The 18,887-nt window shown below is 40.5% G+C and carries 13 protein-coding genes; 7 read left to right on the forward strand and 6 right to left on the reverse strand.

What is annotated here, in order from left to right:
* Nucleotides 1-248 precede the first annotated feature (248 nt).
* The 3 genes from aceK to QNM16_RS22500 are packed head-to-tail and all read left to right on the forward strand — an operon-like array spanning nt 249 to nt 4,389.
* Entirely contained in the window at nt 249-1,982 is a 1,734-nt protein-coding gene (aceK, locus tag QNM16_RS22490; protein ID WP_284022506.1) for a bifunctional isocitrate dehydrogenase kinase/phosphatase, read from the forward strand.
* On the forward strand, nt 1,979-2,917 hold the full coding sequence (locus QNM16_RS22495; RefSeq protein WP_284022507.1) for a LysR family transcriptional regulator: 939 nt from the start codon (nt 1,979-1,981) through the stop codon (nt 2,915-2,917). Before aceK ends, QNM16_RS22495 begins: the two co-directional genes overlap by 4 nt.
* On the forward strand, nt 2,917-4,389 hold the full coding sequence (locus QNM16_RS22500; protein ID WP_284022508.1) for a carboxypeptidase M32: 1,473 nt from the start codon (nt 2,917-2,919) through the stop codon (nt 4,387-4,389). Before QNM16_RS22495 ends, QNM16_RS22500 begins: the two co-directional genes overlap by 1 nt.
* A 30-nt stretch (nt 4,390-4,419) precedes the next feature.
* On the opposite strand, the gene QNM16_RS22505 is transcribed toward QNM16_RS22500, so the two are convergent.
* The gene (locus tag QNM16_RS22505; RefSeq protein ID WP_284022509.1) at nt 4,420-4,782 is read right to left on the reverse strand and encodes a hypothetical protein; all 363 of its coding nucleotides are present in this window, start codon (nt 4,780-4,782) and stop codon (nt 4,420-4,422) included.
* Nucleotides 4,783-4,922: 140 nt separating this feature from the next.
* Between QNM16_RS22505 and QNM16_RS22510 the strand changes: the two genes are divergently transcribed.
* From QNM16_RS22510 to QNM16_RS22520, 3 genes are all read left to right on the forward strand, one after another.
* The gene (locus tag QNM16_RS22510) at nt 4,923-5,786 is read left to right on the forward strand and encodes a hypothetical protein (RefSeq protein WP_284022510.1); all 864 of its coding nucleotides are present in this window, start codon (nt 4,923-4,925) and stop codon (nt 5,784-5,786) included.
* A gap of 107 nt (nt 5,787-5,893) precedes the next feature.
* On the forward strand, nt 5,894-6,304 hold the full coding sequence (locus tag QNM16_RS22515) for a hypothetical protein (RefSeq protein WP_284022511.1): 411 nt from the start codon (nt 5,894-5,896) through the stop codon (nt 6,302-6,304).
* Nucleotides 6,305-6,367: 63 nt separating this feature from the next.
* On the forward strand, nt 6,368-7,279 hold the full coding sequence (locus QNM16_RS22520) for a M14 family metallopeptidase (protein ID WP_284022512.1): 912 nt from the start codon (nt 6,368-6,370) through the stop codon (nt 7,277-7,279).
* Nucleotides 7,280-7,308: 29 nt separating this feature from the next.
* Here the strand turns inward: QNM16_RS22520 and QNM16_RS22525 are convergent, their stop codons facing one another.
* On the reverse strand, nt 7,309-7,899 hold the full coding sequence (locus QNM16_RS22525; protein WP_284022513.1) for a CBS domain-containing protein: 591 nt from the start codon (nt 7,897-7,899) through the stop codon (nt 7,309-7,311).
* Nucleotides 7,900-8,357: 458 nt separating this feature from the next.
* On the opposite strand from QNM16_RS22525, the gene QNM16_RS22530 reads away from it, so the two are divergent.
* Complete coding sequence (locus QNM16_RS22530; protein WP_284022514.1) at nt 8,358-9,314, forward strand: FHA domain-containing protein; 957 nt, start codon at nt 8,358-8,360, stop codon at nt 9,312-9,314.
* Between the two features lie 33 nt (nt 9,315-9,347).
* On the opposite strand, the gene QNM16_RS22535 is transcribed toward QNM16_RS22530, so the two are convergent.
* The 4 genes from QNM16_RS22535 to recC form a co-directional block, all read right to left on the reverse strand.
* Nucleotides 9,348-9,869, reverse strand: coding sequence for an Mpo1 family 2-hydroxy fatty acid dioxygenase (locus QNM16_RS22535; RefSeq protein ID WP_284022515.1), 522 nt, complete (start codon nt 9,867-9,869; stop codon nt 9,348-9,350).
* 245 nt (nt 9,870-10,114) lie between these two features.
* The gene (gene recD / locus QNM16_RS22540; RefSeq protein ID WP_284022516.1) at nt 10,115-12,004 is read right to left on the reverse strand and encodes an exodeoxyribonuclease V subunit alpha; all 1,890 of its coding nucleotides are present in this window, start codon (nt 12,002-12,004) and stop codon (nt 10,115-10,117) included.
* Nucleotides 12,004-15,531, reverse strand: coding sequence for an exodeoxyribonuclease V subunit beta (gene recB, locus QNM16_RS22545; protein WP_284022517.1), 3,528 nt, complete (start codon nt 15,529-15,531; stop codon nt 12,004-12,006). Before recB ends, recD begins: the two co-directional genes overlap by 1 nt.
* On the reverse strand, nt 15,518-18,808 hold the full coding sequence (gene recC / locus QNM16_RS22550; protein ID WP_284022518.1) for an exodeoxyribonuclease V subunit gamma: 3,291 nt from the start codon (nt 18,806-18,808) through the stop codon (nt 15,518-15,520). The genes recB and recC overlap by 14 nt, the downstream gene beginning before the upstream one ends.
* Between the last annotated feature and the right edge of the window lie 79 nt (nt 18,809-18,887).

Genomic DNA, 18,887 nt, shown 5'->3' on the forward strand with positions numbered 1-18,887 from the left:
GACAATCATGACATAAAAGGCTAGTAATGAGACTATAGCCTTTACAATACAACTAGACTCAATGCATACGTGCTTTACTTTTCAATTGCTCAATAACCTGTGTAAAAAAATATTGTATATAATACATTTCAAGCTAGAGTATAACCATCACAATAAAATACACATTAAGCATTAAACCCTAAAAACTTAGATAGAAGAATTAAAAATAGAATAAATTTAGGTTTATTAATGCGGAAATAGGAACCTTTATGGGCCCTCAAGAGATTGCTTTTTTCATTATTACAGGGTTTAAGAAACACTACTCGCTGTTTCAGGAGATGACAGCAAGAATACCTAGTGCATTTTTATCACAACAATGGGCAACCATAGAGCAAATCAGTAAATTACGCATCAGTCATTATGATCAACGCGTTCAAGAAACCGTCGATATTTTAAAGCTTCATTTTCCTTCAAACCAGATCAATAACCATCTGTGGTGTCAAGTTAAGCAGGTTTATATTGATTTGCTCGTATTCCACCCACAAGCAGAACTTGCAGAAACATTTTACAATTCTGTTTTCTGTCACCTTTTTCACCATAGCTATTTTAAGAACGACTATATTTTTGTGAACAGCTCACAATCTACTGTTTCACAGCTGCCTGTAGAAGCTGAGTATCGAAGTTACTTCCCGGTTGTTGAGGGCTTGCAAAAAACAATTGAAAAGATTATTTCAGATACAGGTTTACTTAGTGAACTCTACGACTTTAAACAAGACATTCGGCTTTTACAAAAAGCTTTTTTTAAACAAGCTCCAAATACTCACCATCAGCACTTTAAAATGCGTTTTGACATACTTAAATCACCATTTTACCGAAACAAAAGTGCCTATATAGTTGGACGAGTCGTTTCTTGCTCTGGTGTACAACCTTTTATCATCGCACTTTTACACAACAATCAAAATAAGCTCAAGATCGATGCCCTAATCACAAATGCCTCTCAAATGAGCTTAATTTTTGGCTTTGCACGCGCTTACTTTTCAGTCGAAACACGTGCTCCATCGGCAATGGTCCGCTTTTTAAATCAATTGATGCCGAGCAAAACTGTTGCAGAGTTATATAATTCAATTGGGTTTCATAAGCACGGGAAAACTGAATTTTACCGTGCATTTTTGCTGCATCAAAAGAGCAACAATGAGCGCTTTACTATCGCTCCAGGTACACCCGGCATGGTCATGCTAGTATTTACTTTGCCGACCTTCCCATACGTATTTAAAGTCATAAAAGACACATTCGCACCGAGTAAACCGTTTGGGAAAGAGACGGTTTTAGCGAGATACCAGCTGGTCAAAAACCATGATAGAGTTGGACGGATGGCAGATACGTTAGAATATTCCAATGTGGTCATTCCTAAAAACCGTATTGAGCCAGATTTACTCACTGTAATTAAAGAAAAAATTGCACAAAATATCATAGAAGATGACAAGTTCATCACTATAAAACACTTGTATATTGAAAGGCGTATCACACCACTAAATCTCTTTATCCAAAACGCAACAGATGAACAAATAGATCATGTTATCCAAGACTACGGCAATGCCATCAAAGAGATGTTACAAGTCAATATCTTTCCCGGTGACATGCTCTTAAAAAACTTTGGTGTAAGTCGTCACAATCGCGTGATATTTTATGATTATGACGAAGTACAATATCTTACACAAATGTCTTTTAAAGCATTGCCAAAGATATCGCTTGACGATTTATATTCAGGACAAGCCACACCATCATTTGCGCCCAATGATGTATTTCCCGAGCAAATGTGTACATTTGTTCTAACAAACCCTAAACTCAAGGCAGTTTTTGAGCGCCATCATCCTGAACTTATGACTCCAATATATTGGCAAAAAGTTCAACAAGATATACGACAACATATCATCAAACATGTTTATCCATACCCTCAAAGCCAGCGGTTTGGACATCACAATAACAAGAAAGGAACATTGTGAACATTAGCAAAATTGACCTCAACTTACTGGTATACTTGGACACTCTACTTAGGGAGTGCAATGTAACACGTGCAGCTAACCAACTAAGTATCACACAACCTGCAATGAGTAATGGTCTAAAGAGACTGAGAAACTTATTCAATGATCCCATACTTGTGCGTACCAGTGAAGGTATGGTGCCCACCGAACGAGCACTTGAGCTGCAACCTGTCATTCGTGGGATTTTAATGACTTTAGAAGAAACGCTCGCCCCTAATAGAGAGTTTGAAGCAAGCCAAAGTAAACGCGTTTTTCGTATTATGGCAAGTGATTATGCTGCAAGCACACTTGCTCCAAAGCTACTTGCCAAGCTACATAATGAAGCACCAGATACCACGCTAGACATACTGACGCCCAGTGATGTCACTTTTCATGATGTTGAAAATGGTAAAGTGGATATGGCAATCAATCGATTCGAGAACCTGCCTCAGTCGTTTCACCACAAGCAAATTTGGAAAGATAGCTTTAGTTGCCTAATTAAATCCGATAATCCGATTAAAGAAGACTTCACGCTAGACGCCTATTTAAATGCACGTCATATTTGGGTTAGTAAAACTGGTTTCGGTGTCGGTGTCGGCATGAATCCAGAAGATGTCCAAAAGCTAGGTTGGGTAGATGAAGCGCTAGCAAACTTTGGTAAACACAGAAATATTGCCACCTTCACGCGTAATTATCATGTTGCAATCCATCTTGCCAAAGAGCAGAATTTAATTGCGACATTGCCCTCGAAGGCAGCCAATATATACCGAGATGATAACTCGTTAGCCATTTTGGAACCCCCGTTTCCTATTCCTCCCTTTGAACTGGATATGATTTGGAGCCCACTACTTCACCGTGATGCCAGCCATGTTTGGCTGAGACAAAAAATTGCAGAAGTGGCAGAGGAAATAAAATAATGACGATAAAAAACTATAACAAGCTCATCGAACACTACCACTCTATTGATAACTTTGAGCACCTGAATGCAATTTGTAGTTGGGATCAGGCAGCAATGATGCCATCAGGCGGGGCAGATAGTCGGGCTGAAGCCATGGCAGAGCTAGCTGTTCACCTTCACGCACTTCATACTGCACCGCAGCTCGCCGAGCTCTTCGAATCAGTTAAAAACGATGAGTTAAACGAGTCTCAACAAGCCAGTGTGAGAGAGATGCAAAGAACTTGGCAAATGCGCACCGTACTGCCGGCTGATCTGGTCAAAGCAAAGAGCTTAGCGGGTGCTAAATGTGAACATCAATGGCGAACACAGAGAGTAGAGAATAACTGGCAAGGCTTTATTAAAAACTTTGAGCCAGTCGTAAAGCTTAGTCAAGAAGAAGCGCAGATCAGAGCAAGCGCGAACAATCTGACGCCTTATGATGCAATGTTGGATATTTATGAACCAGGTATGAGTAGCGGAGAACTTGATCAACTGTTCAAAGACATAAGTAGCTGGTTACCACAGCTTATCCAAGAAGCCAAACAAATACCGCCACCAGCAACACATGCATCCTATCCAGTAAAGCAGCAAGAACTGCTAGCGCATGAACTCATGACAATACTCGGATTTAATTTTGACCACGGTAGATTAGACACCAGCGTTCACCCATTTTGTGGCGGAACAAGTCAAGATACAAGAATAACAACTCGGTATGATGAAGATGAATTCATCAACGCAATGATGGGTGTGATCCACGAAACAGGACACGCATGTTATGAGCAAAACCTGCCAACACCTCTGAATAAGTTACCTGCAGGTAAAGCCCGCTCCATGGCCATTCACGAGTCCCAGTCCTTGTTTTATGAAATGCAAATAGCGAGAAGCCCAGAGTTTATAGCCCTAATAAGTGAACATGCGGCACGCCACTTCCCCAACTATGCATCAATAAATACGACTCAAAAATTACAGCAGGACCTGCAGTGCGTTACCCCTAGTTTGATTCGTGTTGATGCTGATGAAGTCACCTACCCTGCACACATTATCTTACGCTATGAAATAGAAAGAGATCTCATTAACGGCAAGATCAATTGTCAGGACATTCCTGAACTTTGGGATAACAAAATGTCCACACTGTTGGGGCTTTCAACAAAAGACAATTACAAAAATGGTTGCATGCAAGACATACACTGGACAGATGGTAGTTTCGGATACTTCCCAAGTTACACACTAGGCGCTATGTATGCTGCACAATTTAAACATGCTATGAGCCAGTCTATCGATATTGCAACACAGATCAATAATCGAGACTTAACCCCTATTTATGATTGGCTAAATACGCATATTTGGCAAAAAGCGAGCTTGTTACCAACAAATGAGCTAGTGGTCAAAGCGACAGGATCTTCGCTTAATGCTCAAATCTTTAAGGAGCACTTACAGCAACGCTACACTTAGAACCCAAATTCGCTAATATGAGGCAAGTGACTACACATTTGCCTCATGCTTTACTTTATTGGTCATATTAATCTTATTTACCAAAAACTGTGCTGTCTCTTGCAGAGGCGCATCTTCAATCTGCTGCATTCTATGTTCGATAAAGCCTTGCAACCTACCACTTTTCAATGCTAATAGACACTTACTTATTGACTCATCAACGTACTCGTTTAAAGAGATTGAACCGCTCCAATGTAAAGAGTTTGCCCATTGCAAAACATGGCTCAGCTCACTCGGCTTTATTTCTCCACATACGCATTGTGACATTAATGCAATATCAAGTAGTGACTCTTTTTGTAGCTGTTCAACACATACTCCACTGTCGAGATGCGATAGCAATTGTTCAAACTTCATTTTTGACTCCTTCAATTGACGGCATGCCTTTGATGGCGATAGTACGAACATATAAAACTCCACCGATAATGTCACTTAAAAAATATACAAGTTGTGAACCATGCACTAGCCTTAGAATTGGGCAAACAAAATGGTCAGAAATGTTTAAAAAGCTCAGTTTTATCGTATTACTTAGTACTAGTCATTGCGGTTTTTCTAAGGCAAATAACGAAATCTCTGTTCCCGTCAATAGAGATATTTATCGCTATGCCCAAACTATTTTAAATACACAGGACTTAGATAGTATCTCTCCAGACATATTTGATCACCCACTCTGCCAACGAGATGTTGTCGACCTAATTATCATTCAAAAAGCACTGACAGTTGGCAATGCAAACGTGACTTTAAATTTTTTTATGATAGATCATGAAGAGCGAGAAGAAATCTTACTGCAATCTGGAATGTCGATGATTAGCGTGGATACCCTATGGCAGTCTCAAGCTCAAGCTTTGGGTGACAGCGTATTCATCTCTTCTCCTATTATTAGGAAAGGTGAGTACTTTGCAGGCATTTATACCGCTCAGAGCAGGGCAAAAGCGTTAGCATCAGAGATAAAGCAGGATTTTTCAAATATAACTGTAGTGAGTAATAAAGCGTGGTCAGTCGACTGGTCTACCATCAAACAACTCAATCCAAAGCGGCTATTTAATGAATCAGACTGGACAATGATGGCGCGCTTGGTGAGTAATGAATGGGTGGATATTATGCTTATACCATTCAACAATCAAACCCCATTTAGGTACACCGGAAAAGGCTATAAAGTCGAAGCAGTTCAAGGAATTAAAGTTGCGTTACAAGATAGCCGTCACTTCGTAATAAGCAAAAAGTATCAAAACAGTCAAGCAGTTTTCGATTCTCTACAATTGGGAATAAAACAACTCAGAGCCAGCAAGTTCATCGAAGAATCTTATCAAAAATGCGGGTTTCTAAACATTTTGGTTGATAACTGGCGAGAAATACCCTAGAAAAATCGTATTTTTAACTATTAATGGTCAGATTCATATTTACTCCATTTTGTTCCAATATCTTTCCCAAACTTAAAAAAAACACCAATAGGAAATAGGAATTAAAAATGAAAGAACTTAGGCTGCAAGTTAATAATGTATTCTACCTAATCGTAATACTTGCTTCATTAGCACTGCTAAGTGCATCAAAATTATTTATGGATATGCAACTATCTCACTTGGCTACTTTGCAGTTTTTTATCGCCATTTCAGCAATTTTTATGGCTCTTGTGCACTTAATGCTCACCTTGTCAGGGCAAAAGAAAGTAACTATTTGCAACCAAGGATTCTCTTACTTAAATCTTTTTGCTAAAAGAAAGTTTGTTCCATCTGAAGAAATCAAAAAGTTAACGACTCGTAATTTTTTAGGGCTTAAAGTGATTCAGGTCCACACGCATGAGAATACTATAACTTTATTGGCATTTAAAATTACTAAAGCACAAAAGAGGTCATTGGCGCAATTAGGCTACTTAGCTTAAAAGTTTGCCTTCTAGACACAAACTACTTAGCATGCTGCGAAAAGGTCAAAATAGAGTCAAACCATGTCAAAGCAATATCATATAGGCACAGCCGGAGCACCTTGGACAGAAGTAGAAAAGCAACTGTGGTATAAGTCTCAAACAATTAAACGTTCTTATAATGAACTCGTTGTTAAAGAGATAAAAGAACTCAGTACATCTTGCGATATAGAGCAGTATGGGTCATTAGACTATCTAGCTGGTAAATACCCTGTATTTGCATTAAAGAATAAAAGTGTTGATACATCACTGCCGACTATTCTTATTACCGGTGGAGTGCATGGATACGAGACAAGTGGCGTCATGGGAGCTTTAGCGTTTGTAAGGCACCACATGAGACAATTTACAGAGAGTTTTAACTTTGTAATTTTGCCTTGTATCAGTCCATGGGGCTTTGAAACGATTAATAGATGGAACCCAGATGCAGTAGACCCTAATCGGTCATTTTACGATAACAGCCCTGCATTGGAGTCTCACTTAGCAATGCACTATGTAAACAAGCTGTCAGCCAATATCATTGCACATATTGACCTTCATGAAACAACAGATACTGATAACAGTGAATTTCGACCTGCTTTAGCAGCACGAGATGGCAAAGTAAACCACAACTGGAATATACCAGATGGCTTTTATCTCGTAGGGCATACTCAAAAGCCTGAGCCCGCATTTCAAAAATGTATTATCGAACAGGTGCAAAAAGTCACTCACATCGCAGATGCCGATGAAAACTCACAATTGATCGGCGTCGATATTGAACAATTTGGCGTTATTAACTACGATGCAACTTCACTAGGTTTATGTATGGGCTTCTCACAAGCGCCGTATGTGACGACAACTGAAGTCTACCCTGACAGTAAGAACACTTCTGAACAAGAATGTACTGACGGTCAAGTAGCCGCTATACTCGGTGTAATTCAATATTTAAAAAGTTTTTAGCCTAATTCAATATAAGTAGCGGCTTTAAATTAAGCCGTTACTTCACCATGTTCATAAATAATTTCAAAAATCTCTTTAAATGAGTGCGCTTTCTGGAAGATATTGACTGGAATATGTAGTGCTCGCGCGATATCCGATGCTGAAATCATACCACGTAACACTTGATTGTTGTCCATGAGAAGCACATGCTGATGCCCTAGCTCTTTTAACGTTTCTAAAATATCACCAATGCGAGCATCTTTAACACAATCATAAAACATGGCGTGTAGTTCACTTTTTTTAGTCATCACATCTTCTACAGTAAGATCCGACCGAGAAACACTACGCTTTTGTGCCGTTGTCAGCACTTTCCTACCCGTCAAATCTTTCGAGTTAACGACGCCTACAAACGTGTCATCATGATCAATAACTAGCTTACACCGCACATGTCCATTAACCATCATAAATAGTGCATGATCAATATCGACATCTTTTAGTATCATTTGTGGCTGTCGCCTTGAGAAGTCCGTCACTACCTGGTCAGCAGGGCTAAATATCGATAATGGGTTCCCTTCATAATGCTCACAAAACTGATAAATCCCTTTCAGCTTAGTCGTGTTTAATAACCTAAACTCACTCATATACCACCTCTTGTGGACTCATCACTACTTTTATTTAAAAAGGATGGTTCATTGTTCAGGGGATCGCAAGGTTGATTAGGGGTACGATTTGAACCATAGAAAAGTGCTGTAATCGGCTGTAATAGATTAAATAAGTTATTCTTCGTACAATGTATTTTATAGGTTAGCAAACTAACACAAAAATCAAAACGGGCTTTATACACAGTCGAACTTGCAGATTTCCCTTTATTGGTGCCCACTTAGGTGGGCCCACTTTTATGACACAATTTCGTGGAATGAAATTTAAGTAGATACACATAACGATGTGAAAAATAGCATAATTAGTATTACGTTACTTTTGGTTTATCAATGATTGGGATACTTTTCAGTAGCGAATTACTCCTCATATCAGGTAGAATTTCTGCAAATACAACGTACTGCTAGCCCTTAGCAAAATATACGGAAATTTAGGAAACTCTATGGCTTACTTAATCGATGAACTCAAGCTCGAAAAAATATATTTAAAGAGTTATCACACTTTTGGACGTTTCAAATTTAATGTAGATACATTTTTAGATAAGCCCGGTATTTCAAGACATCATGCCATCATAGAATACACTAATGATAATTGGTTAATTCGTGATGTAAGTACAAATGGTATATGGATTAATGACCGAAAAATAGATAAAAACCTTCCTTACCAGCTTTCTGAAAACGATAAAATCGACTTTGCTGCACCGGGACAAAATTCATTTGTCGTGGGTAGTCTAAATGCGAATTGCCAATATTTTGTTTCGCAGAATAACCGCAAGAACGTCATTGAAGTTGAAAATCAAATGCTGCTTCCTAATGAAGAGGAGCCAACTCACATTGTTTATTATGACGCATTGCTTAATTATTGGTTTCTTGAAGATCTCACAACTTCAGACAGACAAGCCTTAATCGATGGTGGTATCACGAGCCTATTCGGTGAGCAATGGCTTTTCTATTGTGCGGGTATTTCGACCATGACAAAGCACCTAGAACAACAACCAGCTGTAAAACCACTGGCCTTAAGCTTTGCTGTTAGCCTAGATGAAGAAAAAACGGAGCTCTCTTTGCACGTTGAAGGCGAGGAATATAACTTAGGTAGTAGAAGCCATCACTATCTCTTGTTACTACTTGCCAGAACGCGCATTGAAGACAAACAAGCAGGTGTAGATACTGAATCTCAAGGCTGGGTGTACAGAGAAGACCTAGCCAAACAGCTTGGTGTACAAATGAATCATATGAACATCATGGTTCATCGCGCCCGTAAACAATTAAGTGAAACTGCGCCCGAACGTGCACCCGAAGCAGGTTATATTATTGAAACCAACAACGGTCAGCTGCGACTAAACTGTCAAGATGTCACCATATTAAAAGGTGCTCAGCTTGAAACTCGTATTAGTTTGTAGCATAAAATTTATATCAACCGTGGGCCTTTGCTATCAATTTCGATAAGGCCCCGCTCGCGCTATTATTCTCTCTTCCAACTTTTTCATTAACCCAAATTTGAATAATATTTCTACAAGAACAAAAAGTGGTCCAATTAGAAGCCCTATTAAATCATCTACAAACGCTGGCTTTTTACCTTCGTAATAGTGTCCTATAAATTGAATTACCCAACCTAACACAAATACCCCAACTCCACTCAAATAGAATATCCCAGTTGTAATATCCAAGCTTACAAACTGTGTATAGATAAACATCGCAAGTACATAACCCAAGCTTAATAATATCACCATAAGCACACCAAGCTTGAGTGATAAGTACAAATAATAAACCGATACCAGACCAATCAGTAAACCTGACATAGTGATCGACACAGCATTTAACTCAAATAAAGGAACATAAGTCATTAGGATGACAGAAAAGACTATCAAGGGAACACCGAACAAATGTGTGCGTATATTACGATTATCTCTGTGATAAAGTGCATACTGGGCAAGGTGGCTTTCTAAATTTTTCATCTCTGTACTCATCAAGAGTAAATACTTTAATTTTCACTCTAACGCCTTACAGGAAAAAAAGTCAATAAAACACCGCTTACAAAGTAAACAACGTTTAACTTGGATATATTTTCAATACATAAAAAAGGCCGCCTACGACTTTGGCGGCACATTCACTGGGCAATAAAAAGCAGTTTTATCATCTCTTGCTGCTTTCAAAATAAACATAGCCCAACATTCATAAGAAACAAATAAAAAACAAAAATTTAATTTTTTAGCAACCTTTCACGTAATCCTGAACTTCGACCAACTGTCTTTTCCATTGCTAACCTAAGTACCTGAGGCTGACATATTAACTCTAAATGGTCTTTAGCTCGTGTAATACCTGTATACACCAGCTGCCTATTAACTCCTTGCCTTGCTCTTTGTATCGGAGGCAAAATCATTGCTGTATAACCAAACTCTGAGCCTTGTGATTTATGAATTGTCATCACATACACCAGATCATAACTTGGTAAACGCGCAGGGTTAATTGACCTTAAACTCCCTTGTTCATCAATGAATGTAGCGAATAACTGGCCACTCTCATCTGGTAATACTATCCCAATATCACCATTAAAGAGTTTTAGTTGGTAGTCGTTTTGCGTGATCATCAGCGGCATACCTGCGTAATATCTACTGTATGGCCTAATCAAATTTTTCTGAGCAAGTTTGTGCTCTATACGTTTATTTAGCTCATTCACGCCATACGGCCCTTCACGCACAGCGGCAAGTAACTGGTAACCTGAAAATAGCTTGTGTACTTGTTGTACACTTTCTCCAGCTTGGATAGCGGTTAAATAATTGCTGTAAGCAGAAGCCGCACGCTCTATCATATTTAAATATGATTCATTTGATAGCCCATAGAGGCTTAGTTCAGGAAACCCTTGATGTATCACCCAATCCAAATGATTTGGGTCATTATTGTTAACCGCTGAGGCTAACTGACCTATACCGCTGTCACTTTTAAATCGATGACTTTGTTGCAAAAATGCCATCATATCTTGCAACTGAAATTTACTTGCAGCCCCTGATAGCTTTTTAACACCACCAAAGCACACGTCATTGATCAATTGAGCCCGCTGCGAAGAATACTTTGGATGTTGCCCCAATTTTAAATCAGCACATAAATCATTCAGAATGCACCCAGTATCAACGGACGCGAGCTGATCTTTATCTCCCAATAAATATAACCGTGCGCCTTCAGGCAACGCGGCGACCAACTTGCTCATAAGTGATAAGTCTACCATCGAGGCTTCATCGACGATTAGTAAATCTACGTGAAGAGGATTTTTATCATGATGTTTATATTTATTACTATTGGGAATAACGCCTAATAATCTGTGTATCGTTTGCGCGTCCTCAGGGATTAACTCTGCAAGTTCAGGCGCTAGCGCCAATCGTCCTTTGGCACCAATGATTGACTCGCTTAGTCTCGCAGCGGCTTTGCCTGTTGGTGCCACCAGCTTGATGTTAAGCGGTGCTTTTACATAAAGGGACTGTAAAATTGCGAGCAACTTTGTAACTGTTGTTGTTTTGCCTGTCCCAGGCCCGCCCGTTATGACACAAAATGCGCTGGAAGCTGCTATAGCACATGCCACTTTCTGCCAATCAATCAAGCTTTCATCTTGCTCTGGAAAGTAGACATCTAAAAGCACTTGTAACTGACCAACATCCAAGTTGATTTCTCGCTGAGACATACTTATAAAACGCTCGGCCAAAAATGCTTCATAATTTGCTAAACGCGCCAGATAAAGTTGATTATTAAACAGTACAATGGGCTTATCATGCCCAACTGCTTGGTGGCAAGAAAGCGCTTGCAATGCCTTATCTTTATCCACAAATGGCGTCAGCTCAATGGGATGAGCTAATTGCTCGATATTTAGTTCAAACGGATTAAACCAGTCAATAGTATCCAACAACAAACAGCTATGTTGGTTTTGCTCAGCTTTAAGCACTAACAATATAAGATAAAATGCATCACAAAATTGAGAGTCACAGAGCAGTTTTGCCAAGGCAATATCAACACTTCGTACTTTGCGTTGATCAATCAATGCCTCAATAAATAAGGCGTCATCAAAGCTATCTTGCGTGAAATCTAAAGAAAATTGCGACATTATGATGCCTCCGACTCAAAAAGCGCATCTAGGGTAAGTAACTCTTGCTCCGTGAGTGCTTTGAAGAATACACCGCCGCCCTGCGGCATCGCCCGTAAAAATAAGTAATACACACCACCCAAGTGCGTCTCAATCGTGTAGTCAGCGAGTCGATATTTCAATAGACGATGTAAAGCGACACTATAGATAAGATACTGTAAATGATATTGATGGGATGACATCGCAGACATTAAGTTGTCATCACTATAATCACTCAACTCATCACCTAAGTAATTGGATTTATAATCTAACACGTAATATTTACCTTGCCAGCGAAAAATAAGATCAATAAACCCTTTTAACATGCCCTGGACTTGGTCAAATTGTAAAAAGCTTGGCTGGCCCGTTATATCCGTTAATACTTTATTTAGTTGGCTTGCTTTAAGCGCACTTAATGGCAGATGAAACTCCATTTCTACCAAGCAATGTTCAGGTGCCAAACGACTTAACGACAAGTCGCCAACCTCATTAAGTGGACACGCTAAGCTTTGTACCACCCACTCAGTCACACAATCTTGCCACAGCTCATCAATTTGATATTTATCTAAACAGGCTTCAACCACCTCACCCACTGGTAACTTATCATTAGCCACTGGCGTATGAGGTGAAGTAAAGTCAATCTGTTCATAAATTTCGTGTAGGCAACTTCCTGCTTTTGCGCCTTTTACAAAGCTATAAGGTGTTTGAGTTAGGGTTTGTGCCATGCGAGGCAGATCTAATTCATGGTGCTCATCTAAGGCCCCTGAAGGTCTATCATCATGATGCGCATGATAACTTAATTGGCTGAAGCTGGTTGTCCGCCAATCTGTTTCTATGGCGGCGTTTTGATCTTTTACCGCTAACGAAACAGGAACTTGAGCTTGCGGTTCACCAAAGTAGGCAGTTGGAGGCGTTTCAAAGATCTCCATGGACATACCAGAATGCTGCTGGCATAGCTGCTCGAGTGCTTGATGCCATTGCTGCGCTTCTTTAAACTCAGTATCACCAAACAACGCAAAGCCCAGTGCTGTTTGACCAATACCCAGTTTTTTACTTCGGCCCAATGCAATGTTAAATAAGCCCAACTCGCAATAGTGTACAGCACGTGTCAGCGCCACATATAATAATCTGATGTCTTCTGCTAAACGCTCTTTTGAGGCAGCTTGTACGCCATGATCATCTGCATCAAGGTCAATGATTAAATGTTTATCTTGATGATAGATAATTTCACTCGGATCACGATAACCCAGTGCAAATGGCATATATACAATTGGGTACTCCAACCCTTTTGAAGCATGCATAGTGACAATTTTAACCAAGTTAGCATCACTTTCTAAACGTAACTGCGCACCATCTAACGTTGCTTCGCTGCATTGAATGCTCAACCACCTCAACACACGTTGTGTACCCTCTAACTCAATTTGTTTGTGTTGCAATAATTCAGCGAGATGACGATAGTCGGTCAACCAGCGCTCTACTTCATAGCCATTTTCCCGCCAAACACTGGCAAGCTGGTTGTGCACCATCAGCTTCTCTAACATCGCCATCGCACCACTTTGATACCAAACTCGCTTCAGTTCAGCAAAAAAGTCTAAATAGCTCTGCCATTGCTGCTCATTTTGAGAGAGGCTGAAGACTTGCTCATAATTTAACGCGAATAAAGGGCTGACTAACACACCACGCAGCGCCGCTTCATCATAAGCGCCGTGAAGCACATGCAGCAATTGATTTAACGCACTGGCAACGGGTTGTCCATAGACGCTATCTCTGGCTAAATAAACAGCACTCACACCACACGCGTGTAGTGCGTGCTTCATCACTGAGGCTTCGTTTCTATCTCGGACCAAAACACAAATATCAGCCGCTTTTACCGCTACCCCGCCTATATTGACTTGTCCCAGCTGGGCTTGAGAGAGCAAGGTTGCAATTTTAGCTGAAAAAGCTTGCGCCAGTGCCTGATGCGCCTGTGCTTTACTCGTAACGCCATCTCCACTGTCAAATACACAAAAGTTTAAAACATGCTCTGTATCACCCCTAAACGACTGCTGCTCAGATTTACCCTGTGCATCAACTGCGTAAAATGGAATATCCTCGTTAAAGATAAAGCTGCGTTCGTGCTGGGTAAAAATCGCGTTAACACTATCCACCACTGATTTCGCCGAACGGTAGTTTTTAGCCAGAGTAAAATGTCTGGTTTCATCGACAGCCTGTTTGGCTGCGATGTAGGTGAAAATATCCGCGCCGCGAAACCCATAAATAGCCTGTTTTGGATCGCCGATCATAGTCAAAGCACTGTTAGCTTCACCCGCGTATACACTGCTAAAAATACCGTATTGAATGGGGTCGGTATCCTGAAACTCATCAATTAATGCAACAGGAAATTGCTGCACGATTTTATTTGCTAAAACCTCGCCAGCATCTCCTTGTAACGCTTCATATAAATTACTCAATAAATCGTCTGGAGAAATCGTACTCTGTATTTGCTTATGTTGTATTAAAAGCGCTTTTACTTGCTTCAAAGCGTCTTGAAGCAGTGCGATTGGTAGTAAGTTTTTAACTTGATGGTGTAATTGCGCCATCTCATCAAATTGCGAAATCATGTGATGGGTTATCAGCTCGGCATTTTTTTTGTAATTTTTAGCATCCCCAAGTTGCGCGCTTCCCCACAGATTAAAGGAGTGCTTGCTTGTACCGAACTCAAAATACCAAGCGTCGGAGGCAACATAATCACCTAGAGCATTAATATTAGCAGCACGCCCAGGCGTCTTATTTTTTGCCAAAGCTGACTCGTTTAGGCAAGTGATAAACTCACTTTCTCGGAGTGCCTTTTTAAACTCGGCAGCCCTTGCCTGATATTGCGCTCTTGCAGCTAACACATCGTCTAATTTCACCTCAGGTGTCAATTTTGCACCCGACTTGCTCAGCAGTGGTATCAGCTTTTTCATCAAGCTTTGAGGATGTGCAAAATGCTCCAATACCAATGCGGTTTGATCTTTATCCAATGTGTATAAGAATTTGCGCCAGTGATCCTCTACCGCCATTTTTAAAAGCTCAGTTTCATCGAGAATAAACTCAAGATTAAAGCTTAACTTTGACTCAAAGGCGTGCTGTTTGAGCATTCGCTGACAAAATCCATGAATAGTGAAAATAGCGGCTTCATCCATGGACTTTGCAGCCGCATCTAGTAATTTAAACGCCGCTTTCTTATCCTTAACTTGCGCCAATAACGTTGGAATAAGCGGATCTTTGCACTTTGCACCGAGTAAAACATCTCGAGCATCTATGATCCTTGCCCTCACGCGGTCTTTTATTTCTTGCGTGGCAGCCTCGGTGAATGTCACTACCAAAATCTGCTCAACACTTAAACATGTCGATTCTTGATGCTCTACCAAACCCAATAAGTATCGAAGATAAAGTGCCGTAATAGTATATGTTTTACCCGTCCCAGCACTCGCCTCAATCAAGTTATGGCCATACAGTGGCATGGTGATTGGATTAAGCATCTCCATGAGACCGCTCCTTTTCTAACGCTATGATTGGTCCAAGTAATGACTTGCTGAGCAACATAAACTCTTCCATGCAGGACTCTAAATTTTTGAAATTGAGTGCCACATAGGGATCTTCAGACTCGCCAATGCCAATATACTGGCCACCAGCAAACTTCAAATTCGCTTTACCAATGTCATCCGTGCTCGCAAATGCATAACTTGAGGCTGGGAAAAATGCCACAGGCTGTGAGATCAATTGCTGATAGAAATCGACCCAGCCTTGCAATAACTGCATTGCATCTGATTTCTCAAGCGCATCAAACGTTACCTGCTCATCCAGCCCAATAACAGATGTGCTGGTCGCTGATACAGTAATGTTGGCTAGTAGGTGATAAATGAACGCGCGAATTTTATCTTTGGCTTTAATGCTCGCGGGACGGTAAAAGATCTGCTCATTCGCATAGATTTTATCAAGCCAACCAACTATCTTCATACCATTTAGCTCTATTCTGACCTCACGCGGTGGCTGTGCGTCAATAAGCTTTGGTTTCAATACGCCCACCATCGGCAGAACCCGCTGCTCTAATAGCTCTAACTGTATCTCTCCGACATACGCCTGCGGCAAATGACCCCTTTGTAACATTTGCGCTGTACTGAGTGTGGTATCATTTACGCGGGTATCCAGTATTTCTAGTAAATATTGATAACGTGTCAGAGGGTCTAAAGAAAATGGCTCAGTATCATCCTGATACTCAAGTGCAGGATTAATTTTTACCCCTAAACAGTTTTGATAAAAGTAACTTTGCGGCGCTGTGCACGCGCGTAAAAACTGCGTCAACTCTAGCTCGCTTGGCAATTCAATTGATAAAGGCGCAGGCTGAACCAATGGTTGTTCTGATGCGTTAAATAACCAATTAGGGTTATAACTTTGCAAAGGGCCTTGCTGATAGTGTTGCGCGTTAAATGGTTGTAATGGGGCCTGATTTTTAAGCTGAGTACTAACCTGCGTATCGCAGTCTGCAAAACAAAAACTGCGATCAATATATTCAAACAACTCGCTCACTAACACGGATGGCACTTGTACTTCGTTATTAAAGCAAGAGCGGCCAATGTAACTGACATAAAAGTGACTTCTTGCACTAAGTAACGCCTCTAAAAATAGATATCTATCATCTAATTTTCGAGATCGGTCACCTTTTCTTCTCGATGATGCAGGAACTAAATCAAAGCCAATCGGCTGGACCTGCCGAGGGTAATCCGCATCATTCATGCCAAGCAAACACACCACTTTAAAAGGCACCGCACGCATGGGCATCAAAGTACAAAAATTCACAGCACCAGATAAAAAGCGCTGTCCTACGCCTTTTTCTTGTATCCCCTGTTTAACCAGATACGCAAGCACCCTAGGATCTATAGGCTCGCACATATCTCCACTTTCATAGTGCTTTTCAATGCCTTCGATCACTTTGTTTAGCTGCATTAAATCCCAGCTTTGTTCCGCATCTTGCTGATAAAAACGGGCTAAAAGCGCACGCAACAACATGGCTTTTTCACTTAGATTTGTGGTTTGCAGTAGTTGTGTCTTAGCATCGGTAAGCGCCTCAATAAAAGCAATTAATTTACTTAAAATATGAATGGCCATGCCTTCAACTAAATCAGCAGGGTATATGCCGTTAAACGCCCCTTCTTCATTTTCTGAGGCAACGCCAAGCAATAATCGATTTAAACCATGTAGCCATGTGTTAAGAGAGATTTCTGGTAACCCATGCTCAGATTTGTTCTGTGCATCTAAACCCCACTTAATAACAACTTGGTCTAGCCAATATTTTATCTGCTCAAATTCCGTCGCTTCTAATTCAAAGCGACTCGATATAGATTCAACAGCTAATAAATCTAAAATATCTGTTACGCCAAAACGGCTAAAGGGCAAGTTAACTAAAATCACAAACGATGATAAAACAGGCTTTTCTTGCTCAATAGCCATATCTGCGAGGGCATATGGCATATACCGTTTGCCTTGTGCGCTGCCAAATACCGCTTCAATATAAGGGCTATACGCACCTACATCTGGCATCATGACAATGATATCTTTAGGTGTTAAATCTGGATTTCGATTAAATAAATTAAGTAAATGATCATGCAAACACTCAACTTCTCTCAAAGCTGTATGGCAATCTTGTAAAAAAATACTATCGTCACCCTGTTGAACTTGCAGTTTCCCCTCTTCGCTCACAAACCAATTGGGATCAGCTTGTAAGGATTCACCTTTAAATGCCAACTGATAGATTTCACTTTGGATTTTTGACAACAAGGAGTTATTAAAATCTTCCACAAAGCCATCAAGCCAGCGAGCATCTAATTGCAATAACTGCTCTAGATAATCTCTGCCAAGCTTACCCCAAGAGGACAGCAATGGATTCCCAACATTGAAGTAATCGTTTTCCTCATCAAGACTTGCCTCAATTTCTGGGCGCTTTGCATATTTAGCTTGGATTTTTGCCTGTGTTTTTTCATCTACCAAGTCACCCCAATAATGCTCACTTGGATTGAAAAAAAACAGCAACACTTCGGTTTTACTGGCCAGCGCTTGAAACACTTCTAATTGACTTGTGGGCATCGCAGATAAGCCAAAAATTGAAATACGCTCAGGTAATTGATGACTGTGAGCATTTTCTAGAGCAGCCAATAACTGTTCATGCATATTGGCACGATTATAAGGGCTTTGCTCTAATTGATTTGTGTACTCGACCAAAGTACGCCATAAGTCAGGCTGCCAAGGCGCAATGGCGACATCGACATCAGGTAGCGCATCGGTGCCAGATTCCCAGTAGGCTAACCAATCTGGTCGGTACATCAGATATTGATCGTATACATCCGCAATTTTCTCGCATAAGGTAAATAGCTTTAAGCCATCTAAATCCCCCTGTTCTGCTGCTTCAGGATTATCAGCATATAAATAATTTGCTAACGGTATATACAAATCATGGTCCAGCTTGGATGGCAGTAAACTGTATAACTTCCAAGCCATATTGCCTTTATTATAAGGAGACTCTGCTGGGACATCTGGCAAAAACTGTTGATACAAACGCCAAATGAAGCTCAGCGGCAACGGGAAGTCGACCTGAGCTGCAACACCAATGTGTTTACTGAGTCCATTTTTCAACCACTGTGACATACCTGGCGACTGAACAAGAACGGTTTCTTGTACAAATGGGTCACTTAAGGGGGCTGTTTGCATTACAGTATTAAACTGCGCTTGCAAAGCTTCCATTCGATTAGATTGAATTATATGCAACATGTGAAATTAGCTGAAAATCAATTAGATTGAACAGTTTAAGAGAAATACACAGGGTATGACAGAAAAAAGTTCACAGACT

This window comes from Pseudoalteromonas umbrosa (assembly GCF_030125375.1).
GTDB classification, from domain to species: Bacteria; Pseudomonadota; Gammaproteobacteria; order Enterobacterales; family Alteromonadaceae; genus Pseudoalteromonas; species Pseudoalteromonas umbrosa.

Bases quoted from the DNA above. Each gene is read 5' to 3' on its own strand.
- QNM16_RS22520 (WP_284022512.1), top strand. From the start codon at position 6,368: ATGTCAAAGCAATATCATATAGGCACAGCCGGAGCACCTTGGACAGAA.
- recB (WP_284022517.1), bottom strand. From the start codon at position 15,531: ATGGAGATGCTTAATCCAATCACCATGCCACTGTATGGCCATAACTTG.
- QNM16_RS22505 (WP_284022509.1), bottom strand. From the start codon at position 4,782: ATGAAGTTTGAACAATTGCTATCGCATCTCGACAGTGGAGTATGTGTT.
- recD (WP_284022516.1), bottom strand. From the start codon at position 12,004: ATGTCGCAATTTTCTTTAGATTTCACGCAAGATAGCTTTGATGACGCC.
- QNM16_RS22515 (WP_284022511.1), top strand. From the start codon at position 5,894: ATGAAAGAACTTAGGCTGCAAGTTAATAATGTATTCTACCTAATCGTA.
- QNM16_RS22530 (WP_284022514.1), top strand. From the start codon at position 8,358: ATGGCTTACTTAATCGATGAACTCAAGCTCGAAAAAATATATTTAAAG.
- recC (WP_284022518.1), bottom strand. From the start codon at position 18,808: ATGTTGCATATAATTCAATCTAATCGAATGGAAGCTTTGCAAGCGCAG.
- aceK (WP_284022506.1), top strand. From the start codon at position 249: ATGGGCCCTCAAGAGATTGCTTTTTTCATTATTACAGGGTTTAAGAAA.
- QNM16_RS22535 (WP_284022515.1), bottom strand. From the start codon at position 9,869: ATGAAAAATTTAGAAAGCCACCTTGCCCAGTATGCACTTTATCACAGA.
- QNM16_RS22510 (WP_284022510.1), top strand. From the start codon at position 4,923: ATGTTTAAAAAGCTCAGTTTTATCGTATTACTTAGTACTAGTCATTGC.
- QNM16_RS22500 (WP_284022508.1), top strand. From the start codon at position 2,917: ATGACGATAAAAAACTATAACAAGCTCATCGAACACTACCACTCTATT.
- QNM16_RS22525 (WP_284022513.1), bottom strand. From the start codon at position 7,899: ATGAGTGAGTTTAGGTTATTAAACACGACTAAGCTGAAAGGGATTTAT.